The organism is Thiohalomonas denitrificans, from assembly GCF_016841685.1.
In the GTDB taxonomy this organism is placed as follows: domain Bacteria; phylum Pseudomonadota; class Gammaproteobacteria; order Thiohalomonadales; family Thiohalomonadaceae; genus Thiohalomonas; species Thiohalomonas denitrificans_A.
Genome location: NZ_JAENYR010000076.1, coordinates 1 through 16,702 on the forward strand (window position 1 = coordinate 1; position 16,702 = coordinate 16,702).

Annotated in this window: 11 protein-coding genes; 1 reads left to right on the forward strand and 10 read right to left on the reverse strand. The window is 59.3% G+C overall.

Translation table 11 applies throughout. From position 1 onward, the window contains the following. Window positions 1–285: 285 nt before the first annotated feature. The 6 genes from gspH to gspC form a co-directional block, all read right to left on the reverse strand. The gene (gene gspH / locus Q7L05_RS14040; protein WP_303907932.1) at window positions 286–894 is read right to left on the reverse strand and encodes a type II secretion system minor pseudopilin GspH; all 609 of its coding nucleotides are present in this window, start codon (window positions 892–894) and stop codon (window positions 286–288) included. Continuing rightward, window positions 863–1,315, reverse strand: coding sequence for a type II secretion system major pseudopilin GspG (gene gspG / locus Q7L05_RS14045; protein WP_303907935.1), 453 nt, complete (start codon window positions 1,313–1,315; stop codon window positions 863–865). The genes gspH and gspG overlap by 32 nt, the downstream gene beginning before the upstream one ends. Before the next feature lie 156 nt (window positions 1,316–1,471). Beyond that, complete coding sequence (gene gspF, locus Q7L05_RS14050) at window positions 1,472–2,686, reverse strand: type II secretion system inner membrane protein GspF (RefSeq protein ID WP_303907937.1); 1,215 nt, start codon at window positions 2,684–2,686, stop codon at window positions 1,472–1,474. 174 nt (window positions 2,687–2,860) lie between these two features. Then, the gene (gene gspE, locus Q7L05_RS14055; RefSeq protein ID WP_303907962.1) at window positions 2,861–4,363 is read right to left on the reverse strand and encodes a type II secretion system ATPase GspE; all 1,503 of its coding nucleotides are present in this window, start codon (window positions 4,361–4,363) and stop codon (window positions 2,861–2,863) included. Between the two features lie 7 nt (window positions 4,364–4,370). Beyond that, entirely contained in the window at window positions 4,371–6,311 is a 1,941-nt protein-coding gene (gene gspD, locus Q7L05_RS14060) for a type II secretion system secretin GspD (protein ID WP_303907940.1), read from the reverse strand. Window positions 6,312–6,421: 110 nt separating this feature from the next. Further along, entirely contained in the window at window positions 6,422–7,285 is an 864-nt protein-coding gene (gspC, locus tag Q7L05_RS14065; RefSeq protein ID WP_303907943.1) for a type II secretion system protein GspC, read from the reverse strand. 456 nt (window positions 7,286–7,741) lie between these two features. Here gspC and Q7L05_RS14070 point away from each other — a divergent pair, with 456 nt between their 5' ends. Next, a complete protein-coding gene (locus tag Q7L05_RS14070) occupies window positions 7,742–8,395 on the forward strand; it encodes a response regulator (RefSeq protein ID WP_303907946.1) in 654 nt (217 codons plus the stop codon). Between the two features lie 2 nt (window positions 8,396–8,397). Here Q7L05_RS14070 and Q7L05_RS14075 read toward each other — a convergent pair whose 3' ends face one another. The 4 genes from Q7L05_RS14075 to Q7L05_RS14090 all read right to left on the reverse strand — a co-directional run bounded on the left by Q7L05_RS14075 (window position 8,398) and on the right by Q7L05_RS14090 (window position 16,324). Continuing rightward, on the reverse strand, window positions 8,398–9,615 hold the full coding sequence (locus Q7L05_RS14075; RefSeq protein WP_303907950.1) for a GAF domain-containing sensor histidine kinase: 1,218 nt from the start codon (window positions 9,613–9,615) through the stop codon (window positions 8,398–8,400). A 963-nt stretch (window positions 9,616–10,578) separates the two neighbouring features. Further along, window positions 10,579–11,196: a response regulator transcription factor gene (locus tag Q7L05_RS14080; RefSeq protein WP_303907953.1), complete on the reverse strand. Its 618-nt coding sequence runs from the start codon at window positions 11,194–11,196 to the stop codon at window positions 10,579–10,581. Then, entirely contained in the window at window positions 11,193–13,361 is a 2,169-nt protein-coding gene (locus Q7L05_RS14085; RefSeq protein ID WP_303907956.1) for a PhnD/SsuA/transferrin family substrate-binding protein, read from the reverse strand. Before Q7L05_RS14085 ends, Q7L05_RS14080 begins: the two co-directional genes overlap by 4 nt. A gap of 284 nt (window positions 13,362–13,645) precedes the next feature. After that, window positions 13,646–16,324, reverse strand: coding sequence for a bifunctional acetate--CoA ligase family protein/GNAT family N-acetyltransferase (locus Q7L05_RS14090; RefSeq protein WP_303907959.1), 2,679 nt, complete (start codon window positions 16,322–16,324; stop codon window positions 13,646–13,648). Between the last annotated feature and the right edge of the window lie 378 nt (window positions 16,325–16,702).

Below are 16,702 nucleotides of genomic sequence, written 5' to 3' on the forward strand. Positions count from 1 at the left end.
TGGCTGCATGGAAAGGGGGAAGTTCTTCAGGAGGAGCCACAGCGACGCGGCAATCCGGGGTTTGGGAGCAGGAGATTACTTCGTCGCCGGGGCTCCTCGTAATGACAGCGGGGGGAAGTTCATCAGGAGCCGTATCCACCTGCTGAGCAGGCCCGAATCAACGACGAGCGGTAACCACGGGGTACAACAGGTTGTTCGGTTTTTTCTCCCCCGTGTTCCCTGTGGTTCACCCCCTTGCCGGTGGTTTTCCGCAATGCTCGGTGTTCTCAGTGATTTTTCGCGATGTTACTCGTCTTCGAAGTCGGCCGGCCTGATGCCCGGACCGGTGAGGGTGATGGGACCGAAGGGGCCCGCTTCCAGGTGGTGCAGGATCCCTTCCTCGTCGAGTTCTCCGAAGCGGTCGGCGGGGCCCAGTTCCATTTCGAAGGGCGTCCGATCGCCGCTGGAAAGAAAGATCAAGTGGGGCTCGAGCTTTTTCGGGTCCTTTTCCACCACCACAGGCATGCCTTCCACGCGCAGCTCCACCGCCACGCCATCCGGCAATTTTCGGGCGCGCAGCAATTGATCACGCTCCACCGGCTCCCACTTCTTTTCTCCGAGCATCAGGAAACGGTAACCTTCCGGCGTAAGAAACAGCCCCAACTGGCTTCCATTGAGGATGGCCTCGTCGCCGGTCAATTGCATCAGGGCGGCCAGCCTGCGTGCCTCGGTCTCAATGCGTTCACCTCGGCCGCCGTCACCGATGGAGAGCGCGGCGAAACCGATGATGACCCCAATGATAACCATCACCACCATCAGTTCCAACAGGGTAAAACCCCGATCCCTGAAAGGGCGGCCCGGAGCCAGACGGGTCACGGTGGTTCTAATCGAGGTTCCAGTTCCCGACGTCGGCATCTACACCTTCCCCACCCTCGCGCTCATCGGCGCCCAGAGTGTAGATGTCGAGATCACCATTGCGTCCGGGACTCAGGTAGCGGTAATCGTTACCCCAAGGGTCTTTGGGAAGGCGATCCATATAGCCGCCACTCTTCCAGTTGCGTGGCTCCGGGGAGCCGCCGGGTTTGCTGACCAGGGCCTCAAGCCCCTGATCGGTACTCGGATAACGGAAATTATCCAGTTTGTAGAGGTTCAGGGCGCTCTCCAGAGCCCGGATGTCCTGTTTGGCCTTGGTGATGCGCGCGGCATCAGGCCGATCCATGACTTTGGGCACGACAATGGCGGCGAGAATGCCGAGAATCACCACGACGACCATCACTTCGATAAGCGTGAAACCGCGCTGGCTCGTTCGACTCCATCGACGCTGTTCAATCTTCATACTCTTCCTTTCTCCTAACCAAAACATGGATTAACCGCAAAGGGCGCAAAGAACAGAGGCTTGTCACCACAGAGGGCACTGAGTGCCTTTATACAAAGGATGTCTCCGTGTGCTCTGTGATCACGCTCTCAGTGATCTCAGTAATTCACCCAATTACTACATCACCAGCTGGTTCAACTCCAGAATCGGGACCAGAATCGCCAGCACGATAATCAGTACCACGCCGCCCATCGCCAGCAGCAGGACCGGTTCGAACACACCCATCAGAACGGCGATGAGCGTTTCCATCTCCCGCTCCTGATTGTCCGCTGCCCGCTCGAGCATCTCCTCGAGACGGCCACTGGACTCGCCACTGGCAATCAGGTGCAGGGTCAAAGGTGGAAACAACCCGCTACTTTCCAGCGCCCGACTGATACTGCTGCCCTCACGGACCCGTTCCGATGCCTTATCCACCGCCGAGCGCATGGGAATGTTCGATAGTACCTGGGCGGAGATGCGCATCCCCTCCAGTACCGGGACGCCGCTGGCGGCCAGGATACTGAAGGTGCGCGCAAAACGACCGGTGTTCAAACCCCGCACTAGCCGATGCGATAGCGGAGCTCGTAATAGAAATTGATGAAAACGATAACGAAAAGTCGGTCGTTTCAGCAATCGCCAGAAAGAAAAGCCGACTATCCCTCCCGCCAAAAGCAGCAGCACGCCATTATCGATCAGGAAATCACTGAGGGCGATCAGCGCCGTGGTGAGCCAGGGAAGTTCACGCCCGACGTTTTCGAATACCTGGACGACCTGCGGAACGACGTAGGTCAGCAACAGACCTACAACCGCCAGCGCCACGAACGTCAGCAGCGTCGGATAAAGCAGCGCCAGTGTCATCTTCTGGCGCATCTGCTGACGTTTTTCGGTGTAATCGGCCAAACGTTCCAGCACCACGTCCAGATGCCCCGACTGTTCGCCGGCAGCCACCGTCGCACGATAGAGTTCCGGGAATACCGAGGGAAAATCGGCAAGACCATCGGCCAGTGAGCGTCCCTCCAGGACCCGCGAACGAACGCCCAGCATGAGGCTCTTCAGGCGCGGTTTTTCGGTCTGCTCGCCGACCGTGGTCAATGCCTCCTCGAGCGGGAGGCCCGAGCGTACCAGGGTAGCGAGTTGGCGGGTGACAACGGCCAGGTCAGTGGCACTGACGCCTCCGCGCAGAACGGGACCCCGCCGCTGCTTCCCCTCCTGCCGGACCACCTCGCCCAGATTCAGCGGGATCATCCCCTTCTCGCGCAGCATTTGGCGCACCTGGCGGGCCGTATCACCCTCCAGCACGCCCTTGCGCTGCCGTCCGCCCGCATCCAGCGCGGTGTATTCGTAGGCACCCATCAGATAAAAGATACGAGGAGCGAGGGGCGAGATACGAAGTGCAAGATACGGGATACCGGGTACAAAACCCCAAAGCGGGATACAGGGCCAGCCGGAAACGTCTGCACCTCTGCAACCCTGATCCTATTTTTCGTCTCGGCCATCACGCTTTCCCCTAGAATCTCGTATCTCGGATTATTCATGAGTAACCCGCAGCACCTCTTCCAGGGCGGTATCGCCGGCGAGGACCCGACGCATGCCGTCGTCGCGTATGGCGGGCGTATGTCGGCGGGCGCTGGACTCCAGTTCCTGCTCGCTCGCCCCATCGTGAACCATGGAACGCATGCTGTCGTCGAGAATCACCAATTCATAAATACCGGTTCGGCCCCGATAGCCTGTCTCGTTGCAATCCGAACAGCCGACAGGCGAATAGAGGGTGGGGGATTCGTCCTCACTAAAGCCCAGCAGTCGGGCCTCGGCGGCATCGGCCTGGTAGGGACGTTTGCAGTGGGGACAGAGCGTGCGTACCAGCCGCTGGGCGAGAACTCCGAGCAGACTGGAAGAGAGCAGAAACGGCTCCACGCCCATATCCCGCAACCGGGTCACGGCACCCACGGCCGTATTCGTGTGCAGGGTCGAAAGCACCAGGTGACCGGTGAGGGAGGCCTGCACCGCAATCTGGACGGTGTCCAGGTCGCGAATTTCACCCACCATCACCACATCGGGGTCCTGCCGGAGAATGGCCCGCAAACCGCGCGCGAAGGTCATGTCCACCTTGCTGTTGACCTGGGTCTGGCCGATCCCGTCGAGGTAATACTCGATCGGGTCTTCGACCGTCATGATATTGCGGCTCTTGTCGTTGAGTCGAGTGAGTGCCGCATAGAGGGTAGTGGTCTTACCCGAACCGGTTGGCCCCGTCACCAGCAGAATGCCGTGGGGCTGATGAATGAGATGATCGATTTCTTTCATCACTGCCGGATCCATGCCCAGATGCGTCAGGTCCAGGCGCCCCGCCTGCTTGTCGAGAAGGCGCAAGACCACGCGCTCGCCATGGCCGGAAGGCAGTGTCGAAACGCGGACATCGACCGGACGGCCGGCGACACGCAGGGAGATACGGCCATCCTGGGGGAGGCGCTTCTCGGCAATGTCCAGCTTGGCCATGACCTTTATGCGTGAGACCAGCAGGGGCGCCATCTTGCGCTGGGGCCGCAGCACTTCGCGCAGCACGCCATCGACCCGGAAGCGCACCGCCAGGTGCTGCTCGAAAGGCTCGATGTGGATGTCCGAAGCGCCTTCGCGAATGGCTTCTGTGAGCAGGGCGTTGATGAGGCGGATGATCGGGGCATCATCCTCGCTCTCCATCAAGTCTTCCGGTTCCGGAAGGCTCTGTGCCAGGTGCTCCAGGTCGAGTTCATCGCCGAGTTCACCCATGGCCTGCATGGCGCCATGGGGACCATTCTCATAGGTCCGCTGGAGCAGCGACTCGAACCCTTCCGCAGGTATCTTTTCCCAGCTCACGGGCCGGCCGAGAAAACGCCGCACCTCCGCCATCGCCTGGAGATCGAGCCCGGGCCGGTAAAGTACTTTCAGGCCGGCTTCATCCTCGTCGACCACAACCACTCCGAACCGCTTGGCGAAGGCGAACGGAAGCCTCCCGGAACCGCGATCTTCGAGATCCGGTTCCTGGAGTTCCTGCATCACTTGTTCAGGTGTCGCCATCAGCCTTGAAATCCTCCTCGGGAGGCCGCGCGCCAGGACCCTCTTTCCAGACTTCGAAAGGCGGCGGGAGTTCCATGAAATCCTCGTACTCGGGCAGCAGCGGGGAAGCGTCGTCAGCCATCAGCGAAAGACCCTCGTCGCGGACAGCCTGTTGCTTGTCCCGGATAAAGGTGTACTTGGCATTGGTAATGGCCGCGTTCTGCTCCTTGGTCCGAAGAATGACCGGGCGCAGGAAAATCATCAGGTTACGTTTGACCTTTGTAGTGGACTCATACTTGAACAGCCATCCGAGCCCGGGAATATCCCCAAGTCCCGGCACTTTATCCTTGCCTACGTCCAGCTGCTCATCCACCAGCCCCCCGAGGACCACCACCTGACCATCGTCCACCATGACGGTGGTTCTCAACGAGCGCTTGTCGGTGATCAAATCCGACGCACCCGTGGCGGTGGACACGCTGGAGACCTCCTGGGACAACTCCAGTCTCACCGCATTGCCTTCGTTGATCTGCGGCTTCACACTCAGTGTCAGGCCTACATCCTGGCGTTCGATGGTCTGGAACGGGTCGGTTGAATCACCGCCGGTCGAAGTAAAGGAGCCGGTCACGAAAGGCACATTCTGACCCACGACGATCTCTGCCTCTTCGTTGTCGAGGGTGACAAGGGTCGGCGTGGAGAGGATATTGGCATTGGTATTCGAGGTGATCGCGTGCAGCAAAGCCCCCCCCCGCGTGCCGTTCGAGGCTGTATCCCCCACAGCCGCCAGCAAACCTGGCGGACTGGGGATACCCCCGGCGGCCACGGTTCCTGCGACGCTGCTCAGGGAGGCATTCCCCGCGCTTGGGAAGTTGACGAGTCCCACCGGGCCGTTGTCCGGCGAACCATCGTAGGCCCACTGGATTCCGAGCCGCTTTTGGTCATCCGTACGAATCTCGGCAATGACCGCTTCCACGTAAACCTGCGCCCGCCGAATGTCCAGTCGTGAAATAACCGACTTCAGTGAACGCATCACATCAGGCGTCGCATTGATCACGATGGCGTTGGTCTGTTCGTGGGCACGAATGGTGACCTCCTGTTCCCTGGCATTTTTGGCCTCTCCACCGGTTCGACCCAGGGTGGCACTGATGCCTTCCAGTACGGTCGTTACCTCCGCCGCGTTGGCATAACGCAGATAAATCACCTCCGTATTACCGCCGGCATCCATGGGAGTGTCCAGGTGACTGACGATCGCCCGCAACTGCAGCCGATTGGCTCCGCCGGAAATGATAATGCTGTTGGTGCGTTCATCCGCCACAAAACTCGCCGCACCACCGGCCTGATTATCCGCCCCCTGTTGCAGGGAAGTCAGCACCCGTGCCACTTCGCTCGCCGAGGCGTGGTCCAGCCGAATCACCTCCAGCTCACCATCGCTGGAGCGATCCACCCGCCTGATGATCTCCACCAGACGCTGGAGGTTGGCCGCTCCGGCCGAGGCGACGAGCACATTGGCAGAGGGCATGGCAGCCAGATGCCCCTGCTGCGGCAGAAGCGGCCGCAGAATCGGCACCAATTGGGCCGCGGCAACGTTCTCCACCTTGATCACCCGAGTCACGTACTGATCCCCCGTCCCGGGCTGCCCTGGTGTCACCGTGGGAATGGAATCCTGTTTGGCATTGGCCTCGGGCACGATCTTGATAACACCGTCGGACGGCACTGCCGCAAAGCCATGGACGTTGAGAATCGAGAGGAAGACCTCATAGATCTCGTCGGCATTCATGGGTTCGGAGGAGATGACCGTGATCTTTCCCTTGACCCGGGGGTCGACGATGAAATTCCTTCCGGTCATCTTCGATACAGTCTCGATAACCGAGCCGATATCCGCTTCCTTGAGATTCAGGGTGAGCTGTTCACCCCGCACCGGCAGGGCAACGACCAACAAAAAAACCACCATCAGGCTCCAGAATCCCCAACAAGTCCTTCTGTGTCGTCCCGACGTCGCGGCAAAATTATTCGATAATCGCATTCTGTCTTCTTCTTTTCGGTTACCCGTTGAGCGATTCGTCAGTCGACGCTCAGCACGATCTGCTGCTGCCGGCCTCCCCGTTCCACCACCAGCTCCAGCTGACTGGCCGAAGTCAATTGCTTGAAGACCTCCTGGGTCCGGGCGGGGTCATCAAGCCCCATCCCATTGATCCCCGTTACCACATCGCCCGACCTCAATCCCGCCTTGCGAAACAGCTCCCGGTCCTTGCCGGGGCTTACCCGGTAGCCCTTCAGCCTCCCGTTTTCGCTTACCGGCCGCATCCGCACCAAGTCGAAAGCACTGGTCGGGTTTGCCCGGATCTTTTCACGATAATTGCGCAATTCCGGCAATTGCCGGACTCCGGATGCTGCTGCACCGCCCGTCTCGGACTCATCATCCAGCGAGATACCGGTCCGGGAGGCCTTGGGTAGTTTCAGGGTTTCGAACCTCCCTCCCCGAGCCAGAATGACCCGATCGACATGGACTTCTTTTAACTGTGCCCCACCTGGCAAATGGTCACCATTCAGGTAGAATTTTTCGTTGCCCCGGGAATCGGCGATAATCGCCGCCCCCTGGTCAGGCCTGTCAGCGGCGAATAGACCGCGCAGAACCAGATTCAGGCGGGTTTCCGGCGCATCAATGGGGGCCGCTACCGCCGGTTGGTGCTGACGAGTCCGTTCGCCGAACAGGTGCAGGTCAGCCACCTCCTCCAGGCCGAGTTGGATGGAGGATGTCTCTGCGGATGCACCACCCCTCATCACCGGTGTTTCCGGCAGCACCGGATCGGGGATCAGGCGCCATGTGCCCTGAGCCAGAACATAGGCCAACAGGATTACCAGCACGCCCGTGACCCAGGGGATCAACCGCTCCTGGGACGGTACTTTAACGGCAAACGACGCCACTACTTAACACCCCTCTTGAAATACACCGGCTGGGACACCCCTGGTTGGATACCTCACGGGCCGATTATATCCGTAGAGGGATTCTCCGGTAGCTCCAGTCGGGATGCCCATCACGTATTCGAACCTCTTTTGAGAATTGTACGCAACCCGCTCAATGAATTCATGTAGCCAGTGAAACCGCATACTTTGAAGCGAGCGGTGTAAGTCCTTGGTAGCACGTCGTCGGCAGCCCGCAGCCAGGGGTGGCGGTGTTAGACAATGCAGGAGCACACTTGTCGAGGGATGCTGCCGTCGAGCGTACACACAGCGTACCTGCTATCAGGGACTTAGTTCGCTCGCCGGCATCAAAAAATGGGAGTATGCGTTTACCCTGTGATCTATACTTTCTTCTACCGTCTGCCGGACGGGCTGGCTCTAAAAGACAGGGAATGTCACAAACCGGGACAAGGAAGTTCTATGGCAATGGCTAGCCGTGTATTACTGGTGGAAGACCACGCGATTTTGCGCGAAGGATTGCGGGCACTGCTGGCCACCGAACCCGACCTCAAGGTCACCGGCGAAGCGGCAAATGGCCGTGAAGCCCTGCTGCAAGCCAACGAAACCAAACCGAACCTGGTCCTGATGGACCTCTCCATGCCCGGCACCAACGGCACAGAGGCGATTCAGGACATCAAAAAACGCCATCCCGCCGTCAAGGTCCTGGTACTCACCATCCACAAGACCGAGGAATATATCCGGGCTTCGCTGCGTGCGGGGGCTGATGGCTATATCCTCAAAGACGATTCGCATATTGAACTGCTTGTGGCGATTCGCAGCGTTTTGAATGGAAAAACCTATTTGAGCCCGGCGATCTGTCAGAACCTGGTCACCCAATATCTGAGCAATACCGCTCTGAACCGCGCTCCTGCTTCCTGGGAGACACTCACGCGCCGCGAACGTGAAGTCATCAAGCTAATTGCGGAAGGCTCACGCAACCGGGAGATCGCCACCTACCTCTCGTTGAGCGAAAAAACCGTGGAAAAGCACCGATCGAATCTGATGAAGAAGCTGGATTTACACAGCGCCTCCCAGCTTACCGCCTACGCCCTAAACAATGGGCTTGTCCATTGAAATCAATTGGGGTGCGTTCCGGATAATTTCCGACCATACAAGGCAGCGTCATCAAGACGCCCCAGACGCGGTAGGTCCGGCTCCGGTATCGACCAGCTCGCTTCGATAGCGAGCCCGCTGGGTTTCCCCCTGGTAATCACCAGCCGACCACCCGACAATTCCGCTCGCTCACGCATGTTTTTCAGACCAAACCCACCATTGCCAACGGTGTTCAAACCCACACCATCGTCACTGATACGCAACAGCAGCCGGCCATTTTCAAAGGTCAGCGATACCTCGGCACATTTGGCCTTTGCGTGTTTGGCGATGTTGTTGAGTGCTTCCTGGCAAATCCGATAAATCGGCACACGCAGGCCGGGGTCGAGATCATCTTCGTCCAGGCCGAATTGCAGGTGTACCCGCAAGGGCCGGTAGATTTCCCGGAATTGCCTGCAGAACCACGCCAGCGTCGGCTGCAGTCCAAGGTCGTCCAGCATGGCCGGACGTAGATCCATAGCCACACGCCGCACTTCGTCAATGGTCGACTGTACACTGTGCAGAGTCGTTGTCAGGGTGTCACGAGCAACGGTACCGTTGGACTTGCCATGCTCCAGCAATGCGCCTTCCAGCAGATATTTGACGGCTGCAAGATTTTGCCCAATGCCATCGTGAAGCTCCGCTGCGATGCGCTGACGTTCACCCTCCTGTACCGACAGGCGCTGGCGGGAAAAATCCTGTAGTTCGCTCTCCGAGTCGGAAGCACCGAGCATCTTGCTCTCCAGAGAGACCCCGGCCAGGTTTGCGAAGATCCGCAAAAACGTGAGCTCCTGATCCGAAAACAGGTGATCGGTGTGATAGGCGACCAGCAGGACACCCCAATTTTCCCCGCACGGTATAGCGACCAGCGCACCGCTACGCAGGTGAGCCCCGAGGCAGCGCTCATCCCCGGCCGCCCCATCCCAGTATTCCCGCCCAACCAGCGACACCTCCGGTTCACCCCCGGCATCAGGAATCCGCCGTCGCAGCCAATGCTCCTGGCAGGGATCAATAGCCGTCCCCAGGACCGCCCGGTATTCCCTCCCGTTCGTATCGAAAACGAGGGCGACCAACTGATCAGCGGATAATACCCGGTTAATCCCGTTCAGCAGCCGTTTCAGCGAATTTTCCGGAGAGGATGCTCCCTCGCTGAGAGGACTCAGCTGTTCGACAGCAGACAGCAGCACTTCTGTTTGCCTGGACATCAGGTTCACGGTGATTGCCTCATCGTCGGACTGGAATAATGGAGGTGTCGTGTCGGGACGCTACATTCTTTAGCGACATAACCTGGGGTGTTTTTCCCATTGACACTTCTGAATCTAGCCGCTGAGGGGGGTAATGCAAGGCAGCCGCGAAAGGCTTGGGGAATAGAAAAAGAGACCGATCGGGCGTTTTCTCCTGCCCGAAAAGGGGGTGAAATCGGCAGGCGCCCGGTCGGCCAAAAGCGGGGTCTTCATGGTTACGCCTCCACTCCCCGGGCGTGAATATGGGTCAAATCCGTTTTGGCAACCGGTAAGGTCGAGTCAGTCACACTTCTGGTCGGAAACGCGACGGCGGAACTCACGCTGACGGCGTTCCGTTTTTGCCAACTTGATGGCACAGCCAAAATCGCCCCGCTGGGCCGCCTCTAAGGCGGCCAGCAGGACTTCGCGGGTAACTGCCTACCCACCGATGCCACGACTCCAGGCATCTTCAGCGGAAGTAATGGCGTGCAGTAGGTCCTTGCCAGGGCATCCGGCGCCTGCTGTGCCGAAGCTGGTGCCTTGCAGCCTGTCGACTTAGGAAGAATCTACTGCGCTGACGGGAGACCGGCCGAAATTTCCTCGATGTTTCGCTACGTAGAACCACTCTGTTCCACAAAATCGCAAAAATTTCGCCTCGTCCTCCCGCCAGCTCGCTACGATCGCCTAAATCCGACAGGCTGCAAGGCAACCAGCACAGCCAGCAAGATCATTTTTGGAACGCCCTTGGACTTATCCTCCATCCTCCGGGTATTTCCGGTCGTTTCTTGGGAGCCGGCGCGAAATACCGTACTTCGCCGGCGAGAAGATTAGAGCCTACTCAAAGGGGAAATAAAATTGGGGGAACTACGCAGTATAGTAAGGGTTAACCCTTAGCCGCCGGTGCTGTTGCTATTTATGATGCCTGACGCATGCTCGCCGCTAGCCCTATGGGGAGTCACCGTAGAAGAGTACCAGCCGCACCAATTCCGAGAGAGAGCCGGCCTGGAGCTTCTCCATGACACGGGCTCGATGCGCCTCAACGGTTTTCAGACTGACCCCCAGGCTGTTGCTGATAACCTTGTTGGAGGCACCCTCAACCACCAGGTCCAGCACCTCCCTTTCACGGGGGGTCAAAAGATTTAAACGGCCCACCACATCGGCCTTCGCTGCCCATCTGCGACGATGCTCCTCATCCTCCTCGATGGCGCGCTGTACACATTCGAGCAGCACCTGATCGTTAAAGGGCTTTTCAATGAAATCAAAGGCGCCGGACTTGAGCGCCCGCACTGCCATTGGCACATCGGCATGCCCGGAGATGAAGATCAATGGCAATTCGATCCCCCGTTTGCGGATCTGCTCCTGCAGATCCAGGCCGCTCATGCCCGGCATGCGGATGTCGAGCACCACACAGCCCGGACGTGAGGGAGCGTAGGTATCGAGAAAGACCCGGGCCGAAGAGAAGCTCTTCGCCGCCAGGCCAACCGAACTCATCAGCCAGCTGAGAGAGTCACGCACGGCTTCGTCATCATCAACGATGAAAACGGTAGGCTGTTCGCTGTTCATGAGCCTTCTCTATCAGGATGCAACGGTAGCGAAAATTGGAACACGCTGCCCTCTTCCGAGGTGGAGGAGACCGACAGCGTACCGCCGTGGGTTTCGATTATGCCACGACTGATGGACAGACCCAGCCCCATTCCATCCCGCTTGCTGGTCACGAACGGGGCAAACAGCGTGTCGGTCACCTCACTGTCGACGCCGGAACCAGTATCCTCTACCCGCACTGTCACCCGTTCCTCGTGAACGCGGGTGGAGATCAGAAGGCGCCGCTCATCGCCGGCAGTCGCCTGCATGGCCTCAATGGCATTCCGGGCCAGATTGAGCACCACTTGCTCGATCTGTATTCCGCGCCCCTGTACCCGGGCCCCGGCAGGGTCCAAATCGAGTTGGAAGGCAACCCCCTCGCGCCGGGCATCGGGGCCGATCAGCACTGCCAGATCACTGGTACGTCGATTGAGATCAATGACGCTGAGTTCACTCTGATCCTTCCGGACGAAAGCGCGTAGCTGGCGGATGATCTCGCCCGCCCGCTCTGCCTGCCCGGCAACTCGTTCCATCACCTCGGTCACCTGCTCCGGGTCGCTTTTGCCCGTACGCAGCATGTTGATGCAGCCGCGGCTGTAATTGGCAACAGCGGACAGTGGCTGATTGAGTTCGTGGGCGATCCCCGAAGCCATTTCACCCATGGTCGAAAGTCGTCCCACATGGGCCAGCTCCATTTGATGCCGGCGCAGGCGCTCCTGCGCCTCCTTACGTGCAGTAGTGTCGCGAAATACCACAACGGCCCCCACGCAGTCACCGCGTTCGTTATGAACCGGTGTGCTGGTGTACTCGACCGGAAAGCTGGTTCCGTCACGGCGCCAGAAAACGTCATCTTCCACATAGCGCGGAACACTATCCTCGGCCGTGGTATACACCGGACACTCCTCCGGAGGGTGCGGCGAACCATCGGCCCTGGTGTGGTGAAGAAGTTCATGCTGATTCCTGCCGATGAGTTCGGCCGCGTTCCACCCGGTCACCTCCTCCATGGCGCGGTTCACGAAAGTCGAATTGCCCTTCAGGTCCACCCCATAGATACCATCGGCCACCGAATTGAGGATAAGATTGTGCTGCTGTTCCAGGCAGCTGTTGGCGTTTTCCAGCCGGCGATTGAGTCGCCATACCCAGGTGCTCATCAACCCCATCACCAGCAGCGCCCCAATGCCCGCCAGCAGGTACTGGCCATAATAGTGGGCGACCTCCCAAAAGGTCACCGGACGTTCCGGATAGGGCGGCAGATGAAGTTCCTTGAACAGCTCATGGACCGGCTGGTAATCGAGTGGAACAGTCCAACCCGAATAGCGACCGGCCAGCGCCACTGGATGCTCCTCCGGCATCTTCAGAAGCGCCACCGCAACCTGCTGGGCCAAGCTGTTTGGCGTGTGTCGAAGTTTGGAAAATGGCCACTCCGGATAGAGCGGCGTACTATGCGCAAAGGGGAATTCGGGATCTTTCCTCTCATGGATAATCCGAATGCGGGCAGGATCGACAGTGCCCGCCTGCGCCATCCTCTCCAGAATGTCGGTACGCACCGTGGCGGCATCGACCTGTCCGGCAAGCACGGCCCGCACTACCCGGTCGTGAGTGCCGGCGAAACGCAATTCGGAGAAGTCCTTGTAGGGGTCGATACCTTCCTTGGCCAACTCGCCCCAGGCCATCTGAAAACCCCCAAGGGAGGCCTGATCCACGGCGGCGAACCGGACACCTCGCAGATCATTCAAGGTCTGCAAATCGACACGGTCGGCCCGGGTAAAGACAACGCCTCCAAAAATGTTGTAACCCAGACCGCCGCGCCGGTTTTTGAGAGTAGCGATTCTTGAGACTCGATAGCGGACCTCCAGGTTGACGTAAATACCCGGGTTGGTCAGGATAAAATCGACTTCACCCCGCTCCACCGTGGGCACGACCGCATCGAAATCCAGAGGAACGATCCGGAACGCAAATCCCGGCAGCGCCCCGTTCAGGTAATCAGCAGAGGGTTCCCACGTCCGGCGCGTCGCTTCATCACCGCGATGGCTGAGCACACCGATGCGCACCTCGGGTTCAGCAGCCGAGGGACCGGCAAACAGCGGAAGAGACAGCAGTAAGAGGGCGGCGAACCGACGCATAGCGGCAGCGATTGAAAGGGACACCCAGATTACCAGCTTTCTCCCCGCCCGTGGAGTAACCACCTATCCACCAGGGTAAACGCATACTCCCATTTTTGATGCCGGCGAGGGAACTAAGTCCTCAATAGCCGGTACGCTGTGAATACGACCTACAGGGATGTAGGAAGTGAAGATTATGCAGGAGCAATCATCTTTCATCCGTGTGCGCTCGACGGCAGCATCCCTCGACAAGTGTGCTCCTGCATTGTCTAACACCGCTCGCTTCAAAGTAGGCGGTTGCCCCGGCCTAGCCACTCGCTACTTTCTAGTCAGAGACGACGGTAGACGCTTTTTATCTTCGGGTCTTCCTGGCTGGTTATAACCGTGAATCCGACGGAGCGCACCAGTGCCAGCATCTCGTGATTATCGGCGAGAACTTCACCCTCCATCCGTTTAAGGCCGCGCTCGCGCGCGGCCTCCATGAGTTGGACCATCAATCGATGCCCTACTCCGCGATGCTGCCACTCATCAGCCACCACGACGGCAAATTCGCAACTGATCCCATCCGGATTGATGACATAGCGACAGACACCCAGTTGCGTGTCGCCTTTCTCCTCCTCGAGTACAGCAATCAGGGCCATCTCCCGGTCATAATCGATCTGGGTGAAGCGAGCCAGCATCGCTGGGGTGAGTTCCTCAAGGATCTGCATGAACCGGAAATATTTGGCGCGTCCGGAGAGTTGGCGGACAAACGCCTGCTCGATCTCCGCATCCTCCGGCCGAATCGGCCGAATCACCACATCGATGCCATCGGGTGTCTGCCAGCGAGTCATCAGATGCACGGGATAGGGATAGATGGCCATATGCCCGTACGGCCCCTGTCCCACCGCGGGATAATCCACCACGATCCGGGCGTCGACAGCTATGGCACCGTTTTCATCGGCAATCAGCGGGTTGATATCGAGTTCCCGGATCCAGGGCAGCTCACAGGCCATCTCGGAGACGCGCATCAGCACGTTTTCCATCGCCTCCATATCCGCAGGTGGCATATGCCGGAAGGCCCTCAGGCTTCTGGATACCCGAGTGCGGCGGACGAGGTCCGCGACCAGGAAATGGTTCAAGGGCGGCAGAGTGACAGCCCGGTCCCCCATCACCTCGACAGCCGTCCCCCCGGAACCGAAGGTAATCACCGGCCCGAACAACGGGTCGGTGATCAGACCCACCAGCAGTTCACGGCCGTTGGGCCGCAACTCCATGGGCTCGATCGTCACTCCGTCGATGCGCGCCTCCGGACGCCGGCGGTTCACTTCACCGATAAGATCGTTGTAGGCCGAGCGAACCCCCTGTGCATTGCTGATCCCAAGCCGCACGCCCCCCGCATCGCTCTTGTGGGTGATGTCCCGGGAGTTGATTTTAAGCACTACGGGGAAGCCCATCGATTCCGCCTGGACCAGGGCTTCGCCCGGTGAACGGACCACCACTGCCTGACCCGTTGGGATATGAAAGGCAGCCAGGACGGCCTTCGACTCCGTTTCGCTCAACAGATTGCGTCCGTCGGCCAAGGCGCTCTCGATAATCAGGCGCGCGCCTCCCACATCCGGTTGACGACGCCGGCCCACCGGACCCGGGGTCTGTAATAGCAACTGCTGGTTGCGGTAATAGGCGGTTAGATAGGAAAACGCCTCGACTGCCGCCTCGGGCGTATGGAAGCTGGGCAACCCTGAGCGGCGCATCCATTCACGGGATTCGGAAACCTGTATCTGACCCATCCAGCAGGTCAGTACCGGCTTTTTCGCCTTTTTTGCGACCTCGACGACGCCTTCGGCGACTTCCATGGGGCGGGTCATCGCCTGTGGCGTCAGGATCACCAGAACCCCGTCGACTCCCCGATCGGCGAGGCATACCTCAAGGGCCTTTACATAGCGATCCACCGAGGCATCCCCAATCACGTCGACCGGGTTGCCGTGAGACCATGTCCCCGGCAAGGCCTGGTCGAGCACACCAAGACTAGCTTCCGAAAGCTCCGCCATGGGAATGCCGAGATCTTCCGCCCGGTCGGTAGCCATCACTCCGGGTCCTCCACCGTTGGTCACCACGGCCAGGCGCTCCCCCTCAGCCCGGAATCGGGAGGTGAGGGTCTGTGCAGCTGCAAAGAGATGCCCGATGCGCATCCCGCGAACCACCCCGGCGCGACGCAGAGCCGCATCAAAGACATCATCGGAGCCCACCAATGCTCCGGTGTGCGATTCAGCCGCCCTGGAGCCGGCCGCGTGCCGTCCGACCTTGAGTGCGATGACCGGCTTGATCCGGGCCGCTGCCCGCAGGCCGCTTACAAACGAGCGAGAATTATGGATCCCCTCGACATAAAGCAGAATACTATTGGTTTTGGGGTCGACGACCAGGTAATCGAGTATTTCGCCAAAGTCCAGATCGGCAGAGATCCCGGTGGAAATGACGGTCGAAAAGCCGACATCATTGGCGGCGGCCCAGTCCAGAATGGCCGTACACAGGGCTCCCGATTGCGAAACGAGCCCGAGACGACCCTCTTTTGCACCGCCTTTGTTGAACGTGGCATTCACACCCAATCCGGGTTTCATTACTCCGAGACAGTTCGGTCCCAGGAAGCGGATGCCGTAGCGCCTCGCATTCTCCAGCACCGCCTGCTCGATCTTGCGCCCTTGCGGTCCCACTTCCCGGAACCCCGCTGAAAGAATCACCGCTCTTCGGACACCATGGACGCCGCAGGCCTCGATGATGCCGGGCACGGTCGGTGCGGGCGTGGCGATCACCGCCAGATCAACCGGTTGGCGCACCTCATCGATCGAAGCGTACGCCTTCTGTCCTCTCACCTTTTCATGCTTGGGGTTGATTGGGAAAACAGGACCTTTAAACCCGCTCTCCAGCATGTTCTGGAACACCAGAGCGCCTACCGAATCCGGTCGGTCACTGGCTCCGAATATAGCCACCGATTCGGGTTCGAAAAGCTGTTTGAGATAGTGCTGCGTCATGCTGAAAAGTCCCTTTTTGTTGGCCTTCGCCACAAACCCGACAACGTATTTTGCGTCTTCCGGTAGTAACGGGCTGAATGCTAATCAGCCTAGCAGCCTGTCGAACATAGATAATCTGTGACTGCTCACTCCCCCGTCATTCCCGCGGAGGCGGGAATCCAGAGAGCAGCGGCATGGCTCAAAATGGATCCCCGCCTGCGCGGGGATGACGGTTCGCCTGCGCGGGGATGACGGTTCGCCTGCGCGGGGATGACGGTTCGCCTGCGCGGGGATGACGAATCTCCTATGCCGTGCACGATCAACCGGGGCGTTACGGATGGTCATAACTGCTCACTCCCCCGTCATTCCCGCGGAGGCGGGAATCCAGAGAGCAGCGGC